This window comes from Staphylococcus simulans, from assembly GCF_025561465.1.
In the GTDB taxonomy this organism is placed as follows: domain Bacteria; phylum Bacillota; class Bacilli; order Staphylococcales; family Staphylococcaceae; genus Staphylococcus; species Staphylococcus simulans.
The window spans coordinates 201705-219558 of record NZ_CP095100.1; the positions used below are offsets into that span (position 1 = coordinate 201705).

General features: G+C 36.6%; 15 protein-coding genes. 11 read left to right on the forward strand and 4 right to left on the reverse strand.

The genetic code is table 11. The features are described 5' to 3' along the window. The 4 genes from MUA87_RS00890 (at nt 1) to MUA87_RS00905 (ending at nt 3389) form a co-directional block, all read left to right on the forward strand. A complete protein-coding gene (locus MUA87_RS00890; protein ID WP_262551086.1) occupies nt 1–315 on the forward strand; it encodes a hypothetical protein in 315 nt (104 codons plus the stop codon). Nucleotides 316–493: 178 nt separating this feature from the next. After that, on the forward strand, nt 494–1909 hold the full coding sequence (locus MUA87_RS00895; protein ID WP_262551087.1) for a YfcC family protein: 1416 nt from the start codon (nt 494–496) through the stop codon (nt 1907–1909). A gap of 40 nt (nt 1910–1949) precedes the next feature. Continuing rightward, complete coding sequence (locus MUA87_RS00900) at nt 1950–2327, forward strand: YbgA family protein (protein WP_372510742.1); 378 nt, start codon at nt 1950–1952, stop codon at nt 2325–2327. 198 nt (nt 2328–2525) lie between these two features. Continuing rightward, nucleotides 2526–3389: a phytoene/squalene synthase family protein gene (locus MUA87_RS00905; protein ID WP_060804678.1), complete on the forward strand. Its 864-nt coding sequence runs from the start codon at nt 2526–2528 to the stop codon at nt 3387–3389. An 83-nt stretch (nt 3390–3472) separates the two neighbouring features. Here MUA87_RS00905 and MUA87_RS00910 read toward each other — a convergent pair whose 3' ends face one another. Beyond that, the gene (locus MUA87_RS00910; protein WP_023014741.1) at nt 3473–3898 is read right to left on the reverse strand and encodes a pyridoxamine 5'-phosphate oxidase family protein; all 426 of its coding nucleotides are present in this window, start codon (nt 3896–3898) and stop codon (nt 3473–3475) included. 130 nt (nt 3899–4028) lie between these two features. Here MUA87_RS00910 and MUA87_RS00915 point away from each other — a divergent pair, with 130 nt between their 5' ends. From MUA87_RS00915 to MUA87_RS00930, 4 genes are all read left to right on the forward strand, one after another. After that, nucleotides 4029–5204, forward strand: coding sequence for a glycerate kinase (locus tag MUA87_RS00915; protein WP_262551089.1), 1176 nt, complete (start codon nt 4029–4031; stop codon nt 5202–5204). A gap of 637 nt (nt 5205–5841) precedes the next feature. Next, a complete protein-coding gene (locus MUA87_RS00920; protein ID WP_262551091.1) occupies nt 5842–7275 on the forward strand; it encodes a YhgE/Pip family protein in 1434 nt (477 codons plus the stop codon). A 42-nt stretch (nt 7276–7317) separates the two neighbouring features. After that, nucleotides 7318–7758 carry a MarR family winged helix-turn-helix transcriptional regulator gene (locus tag MUA87_RS00925; RefSeq protein WP_023014738.1) on the forward strand — a complete coding sequence of 147 codons (441 nt, stop codon included), beginning with the start codon at nt 7318–7320 and terminating at the stop codon, nt 7756–7758. 164 nt (nt 7759–7922) lie between these two features. Next, the gene (locus tag MUA87_RS00930) at nt 7923–8924 is read left to right on the forward strand and encodes an NADP-dependent oxidoreductase (RefSeq protein ID WP_060804749.1); all 1002 of its coding nucleotides are present in this window, start codon (nt 7923–7925) and stop codon (nt 8922–8924) included. An 88-nt stretch (nt 8925–9012) separates the two neighbouring features. Here the strand turns inward: MUA87_RS00930 and MUA87_RS00935 are convergent, their stop codons facing one another. Further along, on the reverse strand, nt 9013–9861 hold the full coding sequence (locus MUA87_RS00935) for a CPBP family intramembrane glutamic endopeptidase (protein WP_262551093.1): 849 nt from the start codon (nt 9859–9861) through the stop codon (nt 9013–9015). Between the two features lie 311 nt (nt 9862–10172). On the opposite strand from MUA87_RS00935, the gene mqo reads away from it, so the two are divergent. Next, entirely contained in the window at nt 10173–11660 is a 1488-nt protein-coding gene (mqo, locus tag MUA87_RS00940) for a malate dehydrogenase (quinone) (protein ID WP_107578863.1), read from the forward strand. A gap of 317 nt (nt 11661–11977) precedes the next feature. Here mqo and MUA87_RS00945 read toward each other — a convergent pair whose 3' ends face one another. Next, a complete protein-coding gene (locus MUA87_RS00945; protein ID WP_262551095.1) occupies nt 11978–12562 on the reverse strand; it encodes a hydantoinase/oxoprolinase N-terminal domain-containing protein in 585 nt (194 codons plus the stop codon). An 882-nt stretch (nt 12563–13444) separates the two neighbouring features. On the opposite strand from MUA87_RS00945, the gene putP reads away from it, so the two are divergent. Further along, a complete protein-coding gene (gene putP, locus MUA87_RS00950) occupies nt 13445–14989 on the forward strand; it encodes a sodium/proline symporter PutP (protein WP_002480104.1) in 1545 nt (514 codons plus the stop codon). A 217-nt stretch (nt 14990–15206) separates the two neighbouring features. On the opposite strand, the gene mbcS is transcribed toward putP, so the two are convergent. Continuing rightward, nucleotides 15207–16790, reverse strand: a complete 1584-nt coding sequence (gene mbcS / locus MUA87_RS00955; protein ID WP_002480103.1) for an acyl-CoA synthetase MbcS — start codon at nt 16788–16790, stop codon at nt 15207–15209. A 211-nt stretch (nt 16791–17001) separates the two neighbouring features. Between mbcS and MUA87_RS00960 the strand changes: the two genes are divergently transcribed. Further along, entirely contained in the window at nt 17002–17835 is an 834-nt protein-coding gene (locus MUA87_RS00960; RefSeq protein WP_262551097.1) for a sialate O-acetylesterase, read from the forward strand. Nucleotides 17836–17854: the final 19 nt, after the last annotated feature.

Genomic DNA, 17854 nt, shown 5'->3' on the forward strand with positions numbered 1-17854 from the left:
ATGTTCTGGTTAGGTATGTCATTCCCTTTATTAGCCATTATTTTCATTGTCTTCTCTGTGCGTGAAGAAAAGAAACGTAAATTGAAAAAACAAGAAAAAGAAGCTAGATGGGAAGCACAAAAACAAAAAGAAGCGAAAGCTAAAGAAGAACAAGCGGCTAAAACTCAAGAAACTGAAAATCAACAACCACAAGATGTTAAAGCACTTGAACAACAACAAGAACATCGAGAAGTAACAGCTGAAGAAGAAGCACAACGTGTTGAAGCAAAAGCAGCCGCGAATGCACCACACGAAGAAGATAAACCTTCTTCATAATTGAATCATGATGAATTGAAAGCTGACCGAAAGTATAACCGGTCAGCTTTTTCATTATGTTTCTATTTACTTCAAATACACAACGATACTAAATTTTCCCGACTAATGATTCAGAAATAGGCTATACTATATAAAATAAGAAAATTCAGATAATTAATAGTGGGAAAGAGGAATGTGTATGACAGAAAATACAAAGGAAAATTCAAAAGATTCATCTTCAAAATTTCAATTAAAAACACCTCATACGTATGCATTGTTAATGATAATTATCGCCATTGCTTGCGTCTTGACGTATATTATTCCAGCAGGGGAATATAAACGCGTAGATAAAGGGGGACAAACGTTAGTAGTCCCAGGTTCATATCATAGTATTGAACAACACGGGGTGTCATTTTTAGATTTATTCCGTGCAGTACCTGAAGGTTTACTGACAGGAGGAGAAATTGTCTTTTATATCTTTTTAGTTGGTGGTGCTTTCGGTATTGTACATAGAACAGGCGCATTTGAAAACGGGATTAACCAAGCGATTAAAACATTAGGTTCTTCGCGCATCTTAATGATTCCATTAACTATGATTGTGTTCTCTATTTTAGGCTTTTCAATTGGTTTAGCAGAAGAAACCATTATCTTTGTGCCGATCGGTGTAATTATTGCGAGAACCCTAGGTTATGATGCGATGACAGGAGCCGCGATGGTGATTTTAGGTGCCGCAAGTGGATTTATTGGAGGTATGTTGAATCCATTTACAGTCGGTGTTGCGCAAACCGTTGCTGAACTTCCCATGTTCTCAGGTTGGGGGTTACGTTCCATCATTTATATATTCATTCTAGCCGCAGCGATCGGTTCGGTAATGCTTTATGCTAGAAAAGTGAAACGTAATCCAAAGAAAAGTGTCGTTTATGCTTTAGAACAAGAAGAAGGTCAAAGTCATAAAGCTATAGAATATGAACGCTTTACCAAACGTCAAGCCTTCGCATTAAGTATTATTGCGTTAACTATTGTGTTTAACGTCTATGGTATCTTTCGTTATGAATGGTCTTTTAATCAAATGAGCGCAAACTTTGTTTTGGCAGGTTTGCTTGCAGGGTTTGTCAATGACTTAGGTATGAATGGTACCTTTGATGCTTTTATTGAAGGAATGAAAGACATTTTATTTGGCGCAATGATTGTCGGTTTTGCGAAAGGCATTGTCGTTATTTTAGAACAAGGTAAAATTATTGATTCTATTATTCATGGAATGACTACACTACTCAATGATGTCCCATCGTCTATTGTGATTATTGTGATGTTTATCTTCCAGTTTTTCCTTAACTTCTTCATTCCATCTGGTTCAGGACAAGCATTGACTACAATGCCTTTGATGGTGCCGATTTCAGACTTGCTAGATATTAATCGCCAACTTACGGTGCTTGCTTTCCAATATGGTGATTCCATCAGCAATGTGCTGTTTCCGACTTCTGCCATTTTAATGGGTGCACTCGCAGTTGCGAAAATTTCATACGTACAGTGGTTGAAATTCGCTTGGAAATTGATTCTGCTGTGGGTTATTATTTGTGCAATTGCCATGTCCATCGCATTGCTTGTCGGCTATTAGGGAATACTAACTCTGTTCAAAGTTAAAACATGAGGAGGAAGTGTCCTTGAATCAACACGAGAAAGAGAAATTATGGCGTGAATATAAATATGAAGTCATGTGGCATAGCCAAGCACACTATAACCAAATCAGATCAGTTATGAAAGATAATGTAGAAGGTGAGGTATTACAACGCTTGATTGATGAAGCATTAGCCCTCCCTCCGTCTAAAGGTGCCGTCATTAATACGTTTGATCATATGTGGGGCTATTTTAAGAAAGAAGCGGATGATACTGAAAAAAATCGACACCAAACATTGAAAGCGGACTTCGAATCAGAGAAAACAACATCTGATGAACTCTTGTCATTTATCTATACACTTGCGACTAAATATCAAAGTAAGTACTTATTAAATTCTTCAATTTTGAAGAATGCATGACAGAAAATCAGAAGTATTAAAAAATTTGAGAAAAGTGGTAGGTTATTAAATGACTTTTATCTGATTTTCGCTTAACATGTAACACAAGTTTCAAATTAAATCAGATTTGGTTAACTGAATAACTTAACTTATTATTAAAATTTCAAATAGAGGGTAATTGACTCTAGTAGGAATAATGACAGCAAGGTGTGAAATGTTATGGAACAATTAATAAATGATGATTACGAATACTGCAGAAAGATAATGGAAGAGTACTCAAAAACCTTCTCTTATGCGTTTAATAGTCTGCCTGAACAAGAACGTAAAGCAGTGTGGGCGATTTATGCAGTATGTCGCATGATAGATGACAGTATAGATGAATATGAAGATCCAAAACGCTTAGATGCGATTCGTGAAGATTTAGAACACATCTACGATGGAGATTCTGAAAATGTGAACTTTAATAGTAACGCATCTGTGATGCGTGCGTTTCGTCATACATTAAAATCTTATCCTGTTCCATTACATGCCTTTAAAACATTAATGGATTACGTGGAAAGCGATTTGACTATGACAGCATTAGAAACAGATGAAGAGCTAGAAGCCTATTGTTACGGCGTGGCAGGTACGATTGGTGAATTACTGACACCTGTACTTGCTTATGAACAATATTATGAGACAGCAGATAAAATCGGTATAGAACTTGGTAAAGCCCTACAAATCACAAATATTTTACGTGATGTCGGTGAAGACTTTGAAAATAACCGTATCTATTTAAGCGCAAATCGCTTAAAAGAATATAATGTTGATTTAAAAGCAGTATATGAAGACGGTGTGACACAAAATTATATTGATTTATGGGAAAGTTACGCCAAAGATGCGGATGCTATGTATCATAATGCATTAAGTCATTTAGATTACTTCCACGAAGATGCACGCCCCATTATTGAAGTTGCAGCTCAAGCGTATCGTGAAATCCTTGAAGTTGTACGTAAAAAGCATTATTCATTGCACCAACGTGCATATGTCAGTCGCTTGAAAAAAGGTCAAATTTACCGTCGTGTCATGAAATCATACAAATAACTTTAAACTTAAAACAATAAACTATAAACAAAACCAGCATGTGATGTTTCAAACAGGCATGCTGGTTTTGTCATGTTTATAGCTTAATTAAATTCTACATATTGCGGTCCATCTTCTGAATCGCTATTCATTAATTTAATAGATCTTGGAATAGCTCTAATGACACAAAGTTTAGGGTCTTCTTTAGAATCAAAGAACGATTTATCTTGTTCGTCCCAAATCCAATCTAATACATCTGGATCTTCAGTGACTTCTAAGTCTGCATAGATTTCTAAGAAACTATGGTTTTTCGTATCATCATAGCCTAATAAAATATGCGCAACAGGATTTTGTTCGATTTCTTCAATCTTTACTGAGTCTGTACTAGTTTTCGTATATAAATCAAATTCTTGGTCATAGAAAATCATATATCGGCTATCTGGCTTATTGTCATAGGAAGTTGAAAGTACACCAATACGTGATGCTTTCATAATATCTTTAATCTTTTTTAAGACAACTTGTCTATCCATAGTATTCACCTCTTTCTTTATATTTACCCGTATGCGTTGGCAATAAAAGTTGTGTCAGGTATAACTCATCCTTTATGCATATTGTAAATGTCGCTATAATGAAGATGAAAAAAGAAGGAGGAATCATGGAATGGTACGAAAAATTGTGATTGCACCAGATTCATTTAAAGAAACTTTAACAGCGGCTGAAGCGGCACAAGCCATAGAATTAGGACTACAGGAAGTCTTGCCTGAAACGGTCATCTATGACAAAGTACCGATGGCTGATGGTGGTGAAGGAACGATGCAGTCGCTCCATGATGCCTTAGGCGGAACAATGAAACCTGTAAAAGCGACAGACGCTTTAGGCCGAATTATCGATGCACAATATTCATATGTTGAACAAAATAAAACGGCTATTATTGAACTCGCAGAAGCTTCTGGTATAGAAACAATCGAACTCAAACATCGTAATCCGCTTGTGACTTCTACATACGGTACAGGGCAATTGATTTTAAGCGCACTAAATCAAGGTGCACAAAAAATTATTCTCGGTATTGGCGGAAGTGCGACCAATGATGGCGGAACAGGTATGATGAAAGCACTTGGCGTAAAATTCCTTGATGAGAAAGGTGGCAACTTACCTGAAGGTGGTGCCGCTCTAATCAACCTTGCGCAAATTAATATTTCTAATTTAGACAAACGGCTGAAAAACGTAACTTTTGAAGTAGTCTGTGATGTTGATAACCCATTACTTGGACCCACAGGTGCTACTCATACGTACGCTAAACAAAAAGGCGCTTCACCAAAAGATATTGAACAACTTGAACAAGCTTTAACACATTACAATCAAGTGTTAACAGAAACGTTTCAACATGATTATTCTAATGTGCCAGGAGCAGGGGCTGCAGGTGGTACGGGTATTGCGTTAGTTGCTTTTTTAGCTGCAGAACTTTCTCGAGGTATCGATATTGTTTTACATGAAACACAGTTAAAAGCACGTCTGAAAGATGCTGATATTTGTATTACCGGCGAAGGTAAAATCGATCGACAGACAATTTATGGGAAAACGCCGATTGGTGTTGCGAAAACAGCTCAACAATTTAACATACCTGTTATTGCGTTATGCGGCGTAACTGGAGAAGGCTATGAAGCTGTTAAAACACATGGGATTGATCACGTCTTCAGTGTGACTGGCCTAGATGACAGACCACCAAACGACCATGCTTCAATCAGTAAAGCAGAAGCACTTGCACATCCATTTCGTTATTTAAAAGCACTCGCACAAGATGCGGCACATAGATTAGAATTAGGGAAGAACGTCTAAATAGTTAGACGTTCTTTTTTCTTCAAAAAAATCAACTTCATTTTTGGTAGTTAATACTATAGCGTTCATTGCTTAGGGTGTTTAAAACGTCCGACTATCCAAGCAATCAATGCTAATAACATTACACAAATAAAAAGAACGATATTGATATAACTTTTTATTATCTGATCAGGATTAAACAAGCTATTAAGTAACAATATTCCTGTCAGTATGATTAATAGATATTGAACGATGACATAGCGTTTCTTCATATTCAATCAGCACCTCTCTCTTTATATGAGTGATTAACTTTAAAATTAGAATAACATAAAATTATTAAAATATGATTTAATAATTGAAGCGAGTGTGTAATGAATCATCTACCTTGTTTGAGTCATTTGAAATGAAGTCGATTTAAGTAAACATTATGAAAGCTTGTATATTTAAGAGTGAAAAGAAAAAGAGAAAAAATGTGTATTTTATTGTTGACAATCATCAACAATAGGTTTAATATTAGAAAACGTACACAGGGTGTACTATTTAAAATAACAAATCAATAATGGAAAATAAATGCGTAAAAGTGTTGGGGTATCAAGCTTTTACGTTTTAAAAAGTATCATAGTACATGGGGTGTACTATAAAGGAGAAGGAGTTACTTATGTTTAATGAGTTAAAATTTATCAAAAATAATAAGATGTTAATTGTTGCGTTGATTGCGATAGGCTTATTACCTCTGATTTATGTAGCATTATTTGTGGGGTCAATTTGGAATCCATATGATAAGACAGACCAATTGAAAATATCTATTGTTAATGAAGATAAAGCAGCAACACTTCAAGGCAAGAAAATCAATATTGGAGACGAAGTCGTATCGAAACTTAAAGATAATAAAAAATTCGATTTCCAAGAAGTATCTAAAGACACAGCGAAAAAACAATTAAAGAACGGCAAAGCTATCGGAACAATTATTATTCCAGAAGATGCATCTAAAAATGCGACAACATTATTAAATAAAAATCCAAAGAAAATTGAATTAGAAACACAAGTGAACCCAGGTTCAAGTTATACAGGCAGTCAAGCGGCACAAAAAGCGATTGATACTGTAACCAAATCGATTCGCAATACAGTGCGTGCAGAATACTTAGATGAATTATTTGCGGCTAATAAACAATCTAAACAAGGTTATACAGATACATCGAAGGCTTTAGGACAAATGTCTCAAGCAGAAGGACAATTAATTAATGGTAATGAACAGGTGACTGCAGGTTTAAAACAAATGGCACCTATGGCAGGCGCACAAGGTGAACAGTTAGTTCAAGGTAATGAACAAGTGACACAAGGCTTACAACAGCTTCAACAAAATAATGAACAACTTAAACAAAAAATTGATCAAGCAGTAGAAAAACAAACGAATGTCCATTTTGAAAATGAAAATGAACAAGCATTGAATGATATTGAGAAAGTAACAGAAAACAATATTACTAAAGCAGATTACTATGGCGAAACAGTTTTACCTTATATGGCAAGTGTAGGTTTATTTGTAGGTGCTGTATCTTTTGCGGCAATTTATCCATTAACTAAAACATTACGTCAAGATGTCGCACCATGGAAACAATGGTTAGGTAAAGTGTTCTTATATGTCTTACAAGGTTCATTCAGTGCCATCATGTTAAGTCTATGGGTGAAATTCGGACTCGGTTTAGATATTGAAAACATAGGTAAGTTCTTAACAGTCATGTTCTTATGGGCGATTGCGGCAATCGCAGTAACTTCTTTACTCGTATTATTATTAGATCGTGTCGGTTTATTCTTAGCGATGTTATTGTTAGTACTGCAATTAAGCTCAAGTGAAGGAATGTTCCCGATTGAAATGTCAGCCGCATTCTTCCGATTCATCCACCCATTCTCACCGATGTCTTACGCGATTCAAGGTTTCCGTGAAGCCATCTTTACGAATGCAGGCCACTTTACTTTCGGTTTTGTAGCCGCAATCCTTTCTGGTATTGCGTTAGGTGCGGTGTTGATTCAATATCTAGTATTAATCTGGTTTAACAAACGTGGCAAACCACTATTCCAAATGAAATTCAACTAATGATAAAATGTGAGTGAAGCGCAATAAGTTGGAGGGACAATCATGAATGACGAAATGAAAGAAGCATTAACTAGATTTGATTTGAGTTTAATGAATATCAATAAATACATTTCAGATATGCTTCAAGAAACAGGATTGAAACATATGATTTCACGAGAGCAATTAGAAGCTTTAATTATGATCCGTTCTCATCGCAGATTAACGATTAATGAACTTGCTGACTTACAAGATATCTTTAAAACTGCAGCTTCTAAACGTATTCATAAACTAGAAAAAATGGGGCTGGTACAACAAGCAGCTTCAGATAATAAGCGTATTAAATTAATGGAAATGACTGATGAGGGTATTCAATTTTTAGAAGAAGTCAAAGAAAAAATGGCTTGGATTGTCAGTGAATGTTTAAAAGGACATTTCAGTACTGAGGAAATTGTACAGTTTGTAGATAAACTTCAAGCCATTGAACAAACATTGAAAAAACGTTAAATGAATAACGTAAGGTTAAGCACCGCTACACGATAGAGAGTGAAGCGGTGCTTTTATTTACGCTCAATGCATAAGCAACGTGGGAAGGCGGGTATAGAAGGATAACATTCATGTAAGAGATAAACGTTATAAGTACGAAGGAGTTGGAAAATATGTCAGAAACAATGAAGGCTATGGCTGTTCGAAAGTATGGGAAACAACCTGTTGAGATGATTGATTTACCTGTACCAGAGCCTGGTCCTGAAGAGGTCCTAGTACGTGTGAAAGCTGCCAGTGTGAATCCAGTAGATTTTAAAACACGTGATGGTGATTTAAAAGCAGTCGTTAAACATAAATTTCCGCTAGTACTCGGCAATGATTTGGCAGGCGTTGTGGAGAAAGTAGGGAAAGACGTTAGAAACTTTAAAGTCGGAGATAAGGTATACGGCCGACCTGGCAAAAATAATATGGGGACATTTGCGCAGTATTTTGCGATTAATCAGTATGATATTGCGTTGATGCCGAAGAACTTAGATTTTGTGGAAGCGGCGAGTATTCCGCTAGTTGGTTTAACGAGCTATCAGGCTTTCCATGAAATCATGCATCTTAAAGCAGGAGATAAAGTGTTGGTTGAAGCGGGTTCAGGCGGTATTGGTACCTTTGCGATTCAATTAGGCCGTGTGATGGGCTTACATGTCGCGACGACTGTCAGTGAAAAAGGTGAATCCTTAGTTCGATCACTCGGCGCAGATGAAATTATTAATTATAAACAACAAAATTTCTGGGATGTCTTATCTAATTATGATGGGGTCTTTGATACGTTAGGTGGCAAAAACTTAGAAAAAGCCTTTACGATATTAAAACCAGGCGGATCTATTGCCTCACTAGTCGGACCGCCGACTATGAAATTCGCAGATACCTGGCATTTAAATTTAGCAAAACGTGCAGGTATTTGGTATTTGTCTCGTCATGTTCGTAAGCTTGCGAAAGCACATCATGTGTATTATGAATTCTTCTTAATGCATCCGAGTGATGCGCAATTACGTACAATTACGAACCTTATTGAAGAAGGCGAAATCAAACCTGTCATTGATAAGGTCTATCCATTCCATGATACGCAACGTGCACTCGATTATTCAGAACAAGGTCATGCGAAAGGTAAGATTGTGATTAAAGTAGAAGATTAATTGATAGATAACTCAATAACAAAAGGAGCATCCATTAAGGTGCTCCTTTTGTGTATACATATAGAATATTTAAATCAATCATAGGTCACTACATTAATAATAAACCGATAATAATCGCGATACTTGCGGTTCCGTTATTTAACGCATGGACCATGTAACTGTCCCAAAGATTGCGACGGCGTTGATAAGCAAGATAGAAACAAGCACCCATTCCCATATAAAGTAAGAAACCTACGATGTTGGTGCTGGCATGGTTGATTGAAAAAATAGCTGAAGAAATCAGCATCGGCAACCAGAATGAGAATCTAGAGAAAATCGTTTCTTTGAAAATACCTCTGAAGGTGATTTCTTCTAAAAATGGTCCGACAAATGTCAGATGGAACACGAATAAGATGAGTGCAATCACAATCATCGGATTTGTGAAGTCCTGTAGATGTTGAACTTGTTTTAACAGTAATTCATCATTTTCTGAACCTTGTTCACCAAAAACCACTGCCATGACGACAACACATAGTGCTGTCCAAATACGTGTGGCGATGAAATATAGAATATTCCAGGCAATGTCTACAAAACCAAGGGGTTTTAAACTTTCATAACCTTTTTTACGGTAATACCAGACGAGTAACCAGATAACTAGTGCTGACCAAATGACGTAGCCTACAATAATACCTGTGAATGCGAGCGGATTACCATGGGGATTCATAGCGACAAATCCGATTAAAAACATTGCGACAAGTGTGGGTGTCGTACATAAAAACATAAAGACAATCCATAAGATAATGTTGAGCCAACGTCTGCCTTTTGGACGTATGTTGTCAGGATGAGATCGCTTTGATTTTTTTCTGTTTGGTTCATGTGTTTCGTTAGGTGTTATGTAATGTTCAGGGTTGGTTGGTTCATCGGTGTAGTAAATATAATCGTCATTTTGTTTAGACATGATGTGACTCCTCTCTTCATTTTAGAGTTCATAATTTCAGTCTATCATACGTTATTAAAAGACAGTGCATTATATCGTAAGTGATGTGATTTCATTCCTAATTGTTAAGTGCGTTATATTGCGTGTTGACAGTGAGAATGAATATCACTTATCATAAAAGTGTAACAAGTTACGCTTATTCGTTTTAAGCAAATAATTCATAAACATAATGTTTTAGTTTTTGTGTGAGATAGTTTAAGATAAATAAGTAAATCATTACGTCTTAAGTCATCAGATGACCGGACATTTAATTTGAGGAAGGTGGTTAAGAAATGAGTCAAGCAGAATCAAAAAACGTTATTTTGATTGGTGCAGGGGTATTAAGCACCACTTTTGGTTCATTTTTAAAAGAAATTCAACCTGACTGGAACATCAAGTTATTTGAACGCTTAGATGGTCCTGGGTTGGAAAGTTCTTATGATACAAGTAATGCTGGCACTGGGCATGCGGCATTATGTGAGTTGAACTATACGGTTGAACAGCCAGATGGTTCAATTGATGTGGAAAAAGCGAAAGAAATTAATGAACAGTTTGAGATTTCAAAACAGTTCTGGTCACATTTAGTGAAAACGAATGCGATTGAAAACCCACGTGAGTTCATCACGCCATTACCACACATCAGTTTCGTTCAAGGTGTGAAAAATGTTCAATTCTTGAAGAAACGTTATGAAGCATTGAAAAATTTACCGATGTTCTCTGACATTGAGTACACTGAAGATCGTAATAAACTTGCGCAATGGATGCCTTTAATGATGGAAGGCCGTTCTCCACACTTAGCGATTGCGGCAAGTAAGATTGATAAAGGAACAGACGTTAACTTTGGTGAGTTAACACGTAAATTAGCTTCAAACTTAGAAACACATGACAATGCAGAACTTTTCTATCGTCATGAAGTCGTTGGCTTCCAACAACGTGCTGATAAGAAATGGGAAGTAGAAGTACGTAACTTAGATACTGACAATGTTGAAACACATGTGGCAGACTATATCTTTATCGGTGCTGGTGGTGCCGCAATCCCATTACTTCAAAAAACACGTATTGAAGAAAGTAAAAACTTAGGCGGTTTCCCAATCAGTGGTGCATTCTTAGTATGTAACAAACCGGAAATCGTACAACAACACGATGCGAAAGTTTACGGTAAAGAGCCGCCAGGCACACCACCAATGACGGTACCACATTTAGACCGTCGTTATGTACGTGGAAAAGAAAGTTTATTATTCGGACCATTCGCAGCAATCGGACCTAAATTCTTGAAACACGGTTCAAACTTAGACTTATTCCGTTCATTGAATCGTGATAACTTATTAACAATGGCAGCTGCTGGGGTTAAAAACTTATCACTTGTTAAATATTCAATCCAACAAATGTTGATGAAAAAAGAAGACCGTATGAAAGAATTACGTCGTTTCGTACCAGATGCGAAAGACGAAGATTGGGATTTACACATTGCAGGTAAACGTGTTCAAGTAATCAAAGATACACAAGAACATGGTCGCGGCTTTATCCAATTCGGTACAGAAGTCGTTCACTCTAAAGACCACACTGTAGTCGCAATGTTAGGTGAATCACCAGGGGCTTCAACTTCAGTATCAGTCGCATTAGAAATCATTGAACAAAACTTCCCTGACTACCTAGAACAATGGTCAGGCAAATTAAAAGAAATGATTCCATCTTATGGCGAATCATTAATTGAGGATACGAAGTTATTAAACAAAGTACGTAAAGCATCAGCGGATACTTTGAAATTAAATGAAAAATAAGCAATAACACAATAAAACAGTGCTTCCTTAAAGTAGGAGGTACTGCTTTTTTATACATAAGTATGGATTTCATAGTGGTATTGGATAGATAAGAGACAGACTGAGGTTTGTCTGAGGTGAGTAGAAGGGATGTCTAAAATTTATTGGCAGCACATTGTTGGAATTGTGTAGATTCCAGTTGGAATAAGCATAAGAAAACCATGTTTCATAACTGAGATGAAACATGGTTTTCCTATACCATTTATATATTTCATTTGATTAATACTCTAATAGAGTAAAGTAGATGTGCAGACTAAATAAGTTTCAAATGCTTTTGCTTAAGTTGTATGAAGGTGTTCAATTGATTCAGTAGAATATGTGACAGTAAATTCTGGATGATATTTATTGATATAGTATTTTGTTGCGCGTTCATGATCATTATTTTGATAGCTGTGTAAAAATGAAATCACAATTGCTTCTACGCCTTCAGTTTTAAAGTTGCGTATAATGTCTTCTACTTCATCGAAATCAAGACCATTAAGAATCTTGCCTTGATAGTTAATATGTTCTGAAACTTCTCTTCTTAAGTGACGTTGTATGAGAGGGATTGATTGTTGTAGCTGTGTGTTAAATAACTTTGGTTGAATGTCGCAAGTAGTTTTTAAAATTTTTTGGATACCTTCTGTAACAATGATGCCTGTTTTAACACGCTTATTTTTTGTTAATGCCTGAATAGCTGTTGCTGTATGATTGATAAACTCTCGGATGGCTTCTAAATGTAGTTGGCTTTGGTTAAGTAGTTTAACTATATCTTGATCACAGTGCTTTAATGTGTCCCTTGTCTTTCCTAAAATTAAATCTCTGTTATTATTTGATGCGTCTGATTCTGTTCTGGTGTCGCCTATACTTTTGGCTGTGCGCATAATAATAATGCTCCTTTCAGTTTTAGAAGTTCATCTATTTTAGGTACTACAACACATGATACTGTCATAAAAGATGTTGCGTTACTTTTGAGATAGTAAGTAACCATCTATTACTGTGCAATGCTCAATGACAGTATTTGTGTAATCCGGTTATATATTACCACAGTGTAAAATATTTTCAATTAGAATTCTGAATATTACAATTACTTTAAGTTTGTTAAGGGTTGAAATGAGGGCATTTTAGAAGGATAAATAAATTATATTAGAATTTGATTACAACTAGAAAACGCTGTCAAACGAAAAATTTTTGAAATTTTTTTTAGATTTCGCTGTAACCGTTGGTATTTAAGTGACGAACGCAGATAAAAAAATGTCTAAAATGGGCGAGAAAGTGGCTTTTTTGCCGACTTAAATTTGCGTAAAAATATCATTGTGTTAAGCTAAGAAACATCTTTGCTAAAAAGTTAAAAGCAATTTTTTGCAAGGGATAAAGGATTTCAGGTTAATATTTTAGTTAACTCAAATGTTCTTAATCTAAAAAGTAGGGTATATGAAAATATCTTAGTTAAAAAAAGCGGTATAAATACTATTTGATACAACGTTACATAAACAAAGGCATTTGCTTACGAAACTTGGGAGAATTGTTTTAGCTGCTTTTTTGAATAGATTAAGTACTTCATTAGGGGTAAGTATGTGGGGACATACTTTTAGAAGTTGTGCGCAATGAGTTAATTAAAATAAGATTTCAGGGTGAATGGGGAGTTATTCAAAGTCATCTTGGCTTTGTAACTTTGATTTAGATTCTGAACCTTGTCATTGCTATGCCTAAGAACGATCCGTACATTTTATTCCAAATAATTTGAAAGGATGTTTATTTTAGACATGTTTACTTTAGGAGCAACACTGAGACAACAGGTACACCCAGACTGGCAAACGTATATCATGATTGCTTTGTATTTCTTAATCTTATTAGTCATCGGCTACTATGGTTATAAGAAAGCAACAGGAAATGTCAGTGAATACATGCTGGGCGGCCGTAGCATTGGGCCATACGTAACGGCACTCTCCGCAGGGGCATCCGACATGAGTGGTTGGATGATCATGGGACTACCCGGTGAGGTCTATACTACTGGACTTTCAGCTGCGTGGCTTGCGATTGGTTTAACACTTGGTGCATATATCAACTACTTCGTAGTAGCACCGAGATTACGTGTATATACAGAACAAGCTGGTGATGCAATTACGTTGCCAGACTTCTTCAAGAATCGTCTTGCTGACCATTCTAACTTGATTAAAATTATTTCAGGAGGCATTATCGTCGTATTCTTTACCCTATACACACATGCGGGTATGGTATCAGGCGGTAAACTCTTCGACAGTGCATTCGGATTGGATTATCGTTTAGGATTAATCTTAATTTCAGTTATCGTTATCGCGTATACATTCTTTGGTGGATACTTAGCAGTATCACTGACTGACTTCTTCCAAGGTGTGATTATGCTGATTGCGATGATTATGGTTCCGATTGTCGCATTACTTAAATTAAATGGATTAGACACATTCAATACAGTAACAGATTTAAAACCGACAAACTTAGATTTATTCAAAGGGACAACAATTGTCGGAATTATCTCATTCTTCGCATGGGGCTTAGGTTACTTCGGTCAACCTCATATCATCGTGCGTTTCATGAGTATTAAAACTGTTAAACAATTAAGAACAGCACGTCGTTTTGGTATCGGCTGGATGGCTGTCAGCTTAATTGGAGCAGTATTCGTGGGCTTAATCGGTATCGCGTTTATTCAAGATAAAGGCGTTGAATTAAAAGACCCAGAAACATTATTTATTTTAATGAGTCAAATTTTATTCCACCCATTAGTCGGCGGTTTCTTACTCGCTGCAATCTTGGCTGCGATTATGAGTACAATTTCTTCTCAATTACTTGTAACATCAAGCTCATTGACTGAAGACTTCTACAAATTAATCCGTGGTGAAGAAGCTGCGAAGAAACATCAAAAAGAATTCTTATTAGTAGGTCGTTTATCAGTATTAGTTGTTGCGATTATTTCTATCGCAATTGCTTGGTCACCAAACGACACAATTTTAAACCTAGTAGGTAATGCATGGGCAGGTTTCGGTGCCGCATTCGGTCCACTTGTTGTAATGTCACTTTACTGGAAAGGTTTAAGTCGTACAGGTGCAATCAGTGGTATGATCGCTGGTGCAGTTGTTGTAATTTTATGGATTGTCTTCGCAAAACCATTAGGTGAAACAAATGACTTCTTCAACTTATATGAAATCATCCCTGGTGTGATTGCCAGTGTGTTAGTAACAATCATTGTTTCTAAATTCACGAAGAAACCGGATATAGACGTTTCAGGTGATATTGACCGTGTTAAAGCGGTAGTTAAAAAAGAAATGAGCTAAGTTACTATCATGCTTTAACTAGGATATGAAAGAACACTAATAATCTAATTGAATAGTAGAGAGATAGAGAAGCCTCTGAAGTGGCACACAAGTCACTTCAGAGGCTTTATTTTTGATTGCTATAACCCAGGAAATAAAAAGTATATTTTCTCTTTCCTTCATCCTTATAACATGAAAACATCCCCGCCGAATGACAGGGATGTAAGGTGTATTGCTTTTATTTTTTATTATATTTTTCGATTTCTGCTTCACGTAATTCAACACGACGGATTTTACCTGAATTAGTTTTTGGTAATTCTTCAACAAATTCAATCGCACGTGGATATTTATAAGGTGCGACATCGTATTTGACATAATTTTGAAGTTCTTTCACTAAGTCATCACTTGGTTCATAGCCATCTTGTAAGATAATGAAGGCTTTTACGATATTACCACGTAATTCATGTGGGCTTGCGACCACTGCACATTCTTTAACTGCAGGGTGTTTCGTTAATGAATCTTCCACTTCGAATGGTCCGATTGTGTAACCAGAGCTGATAATGATATCGTCTTTACGGCCTTCGAACCAGAAGTAGCCATCTTCATCAACTTTAGCTAAGTCGCCTGACATGAAATAGTTGCCGACGATACGTTCTTGTGTACGTTCAGGCTCTTTGAAGTAACCTTTGAACAATGCAGGTAAATCGACTGGAACAGCGATATTGCCGACTTCTCCGACTTCAGCTAAGTTACCTTCATCATCAATAATAGTGACTTCACTGCCAGGGATAGCTTTACCCATAGAACCAGGTTTACCTTTAACATCTTTTAATAAACCGATCACTAAAGTACTTTCTGTTTGACCGTAACCGTCACGTACTGTGATATCGAAAGTATCTTGGAATTTCTCAACAACTTCTTGGTTTAAAGGTTCTCCGGCTGATACAGCGTCATGAAGATGAGATAGGTCATAACTACCTAAATCTTGGAGTTTGGCCATAATACGGTACTCAGTCGGCGTACAGCAAAGTACGTTGATTTTGTATTTTTCGAGTAATTCTAAATAGACTGTGCCGTTGAAGCGACCATTAAACACAAAGGCTGTTGCGCCGGATGTCATTGTAGATAGGAATGGACTCCATACCCATTTTTGCCAACCAGGTGCGGCAGTGGCCCATACAATGTCACCTTCACTGATGTTCAACCAATGTTTCGGTGCCATCTGCATATGTGCGTAACCCCAGCCATGTGAGTGTACAACAGCTTTAGGATTGCCTGTTGTACCTGATGTATAAGGTAAGAAAGCGACGTCATCACGTTTTGTCGGTGTGATGTCTAATTCCTCACTCATTTCTTTTTTGCCTTCTTCGACATTAATCCAATCTTCTTTAGTATCCCCAATAATGAATTTTGTTAAGTCATCATATTCTTTTACGCCTTCAAATTCATCTGCCCCTGACGCAATAGACAAGACTGCATCGACTTCACCGTGTGTAATACGGTACTGCAAGTCTTTCGTTCTTAACATTTCAGATGCTGGGATTAAAGCGACACCTAATTTCAATGCCGCAATATAAACTTCATAGGTTTCAATACTGCGTTCCATTTTAATGAGTAATGTATCGCCTTTACGCAAACCATGTTGTTTAAATAAATTACCAATGCGATTTGCGCTGCGAATTAATTCATCATAAGTTACTTCTGTTGTTCCACCTGCATTATCTTCAAAGATGATCGCAACTTTTGATTTATCTTTTGCGTACTTCTCAATCTCAGAGACAATATTGAAATCTTCAGGTGCCACTAAATGGGGTTTATTCATTCTTTTACTCCTCCTAACACTAAAAGCACGTTCTGTTATTTTATTTTGAAAATAGAATACCACTCCATTCTATCAATCCTCAACTTATAAGATAAGCGAAGCGGTTTAAATTATTAAGGAAAACGTTTTCTTTTAAAAATTAATTCTACTTAAAGAATAGAAATACTTGTTATAATGAAACTGAATCAAACTATAGAAAGCAGGTATCAAGATGAAATCCATTCTTTTATTGGGCCAATCCAATATGGCAGGCAGAGGCTTTCTAAATGAAGTTCCAGCCATTATTAATGAACATATCAATGTCTTGCGAAATGGCAGATGGCAAATGATGGGTGAACCGATTCACGCTGATAGACATTTAGCAGGTGTCGGTTTGGCGAGTGCGTTTGCGCAAGCTTGGTCAATCGACCATCCCAATGAATCTATCGGCTTAATCCCTTGTGCTGAAGGCGGCAGCGCTATTTCAGAATGGCAACCCGGAAGTGTACTCATGCGCCATGCACTTTCTGAAGCTCGTTTTGCGCAAGAAACGAGTGAAATTATCGGTATCTTATGGCACCAAGGTGAAAACGACTGTAATCAGGATTTATATCAAGTGTATCAATCACAATTAAAAAATGTGATTGCACATGTCAGAAAGGAACTTGATCTGCCTCATGTACCTTTCGTCATAGGTGGGTTAGATCATTTAACACATGCAGAAGGTTTCAGTCGTACTTTGACACAACATGCAGAAATCAACCATATTTTACAAACTATGCCGCAACAAGTGCCAGACACATACTTTGTCACTTCAAAAGGGTTAACAATGAATCCAGACGGTATTCATTTTAATGCACAATCATTAAGAAGATTCGGCTTGCGTTATTATGAAGTGTTTAAAACGTTAACGTCATTATACGAACCGTTAAAAGACGAAGCGACATGTGTTGAAGCCTTATATGAACGTCCGCTATCTAAAAATGAACAAATGCGCGTTGAATATGAAAAGTTAGCGACAGGTCAAATATCATTTGAAACGTTTAGCGAACGTCTTAAATCATAGAAAACAGAATGCACCCTCG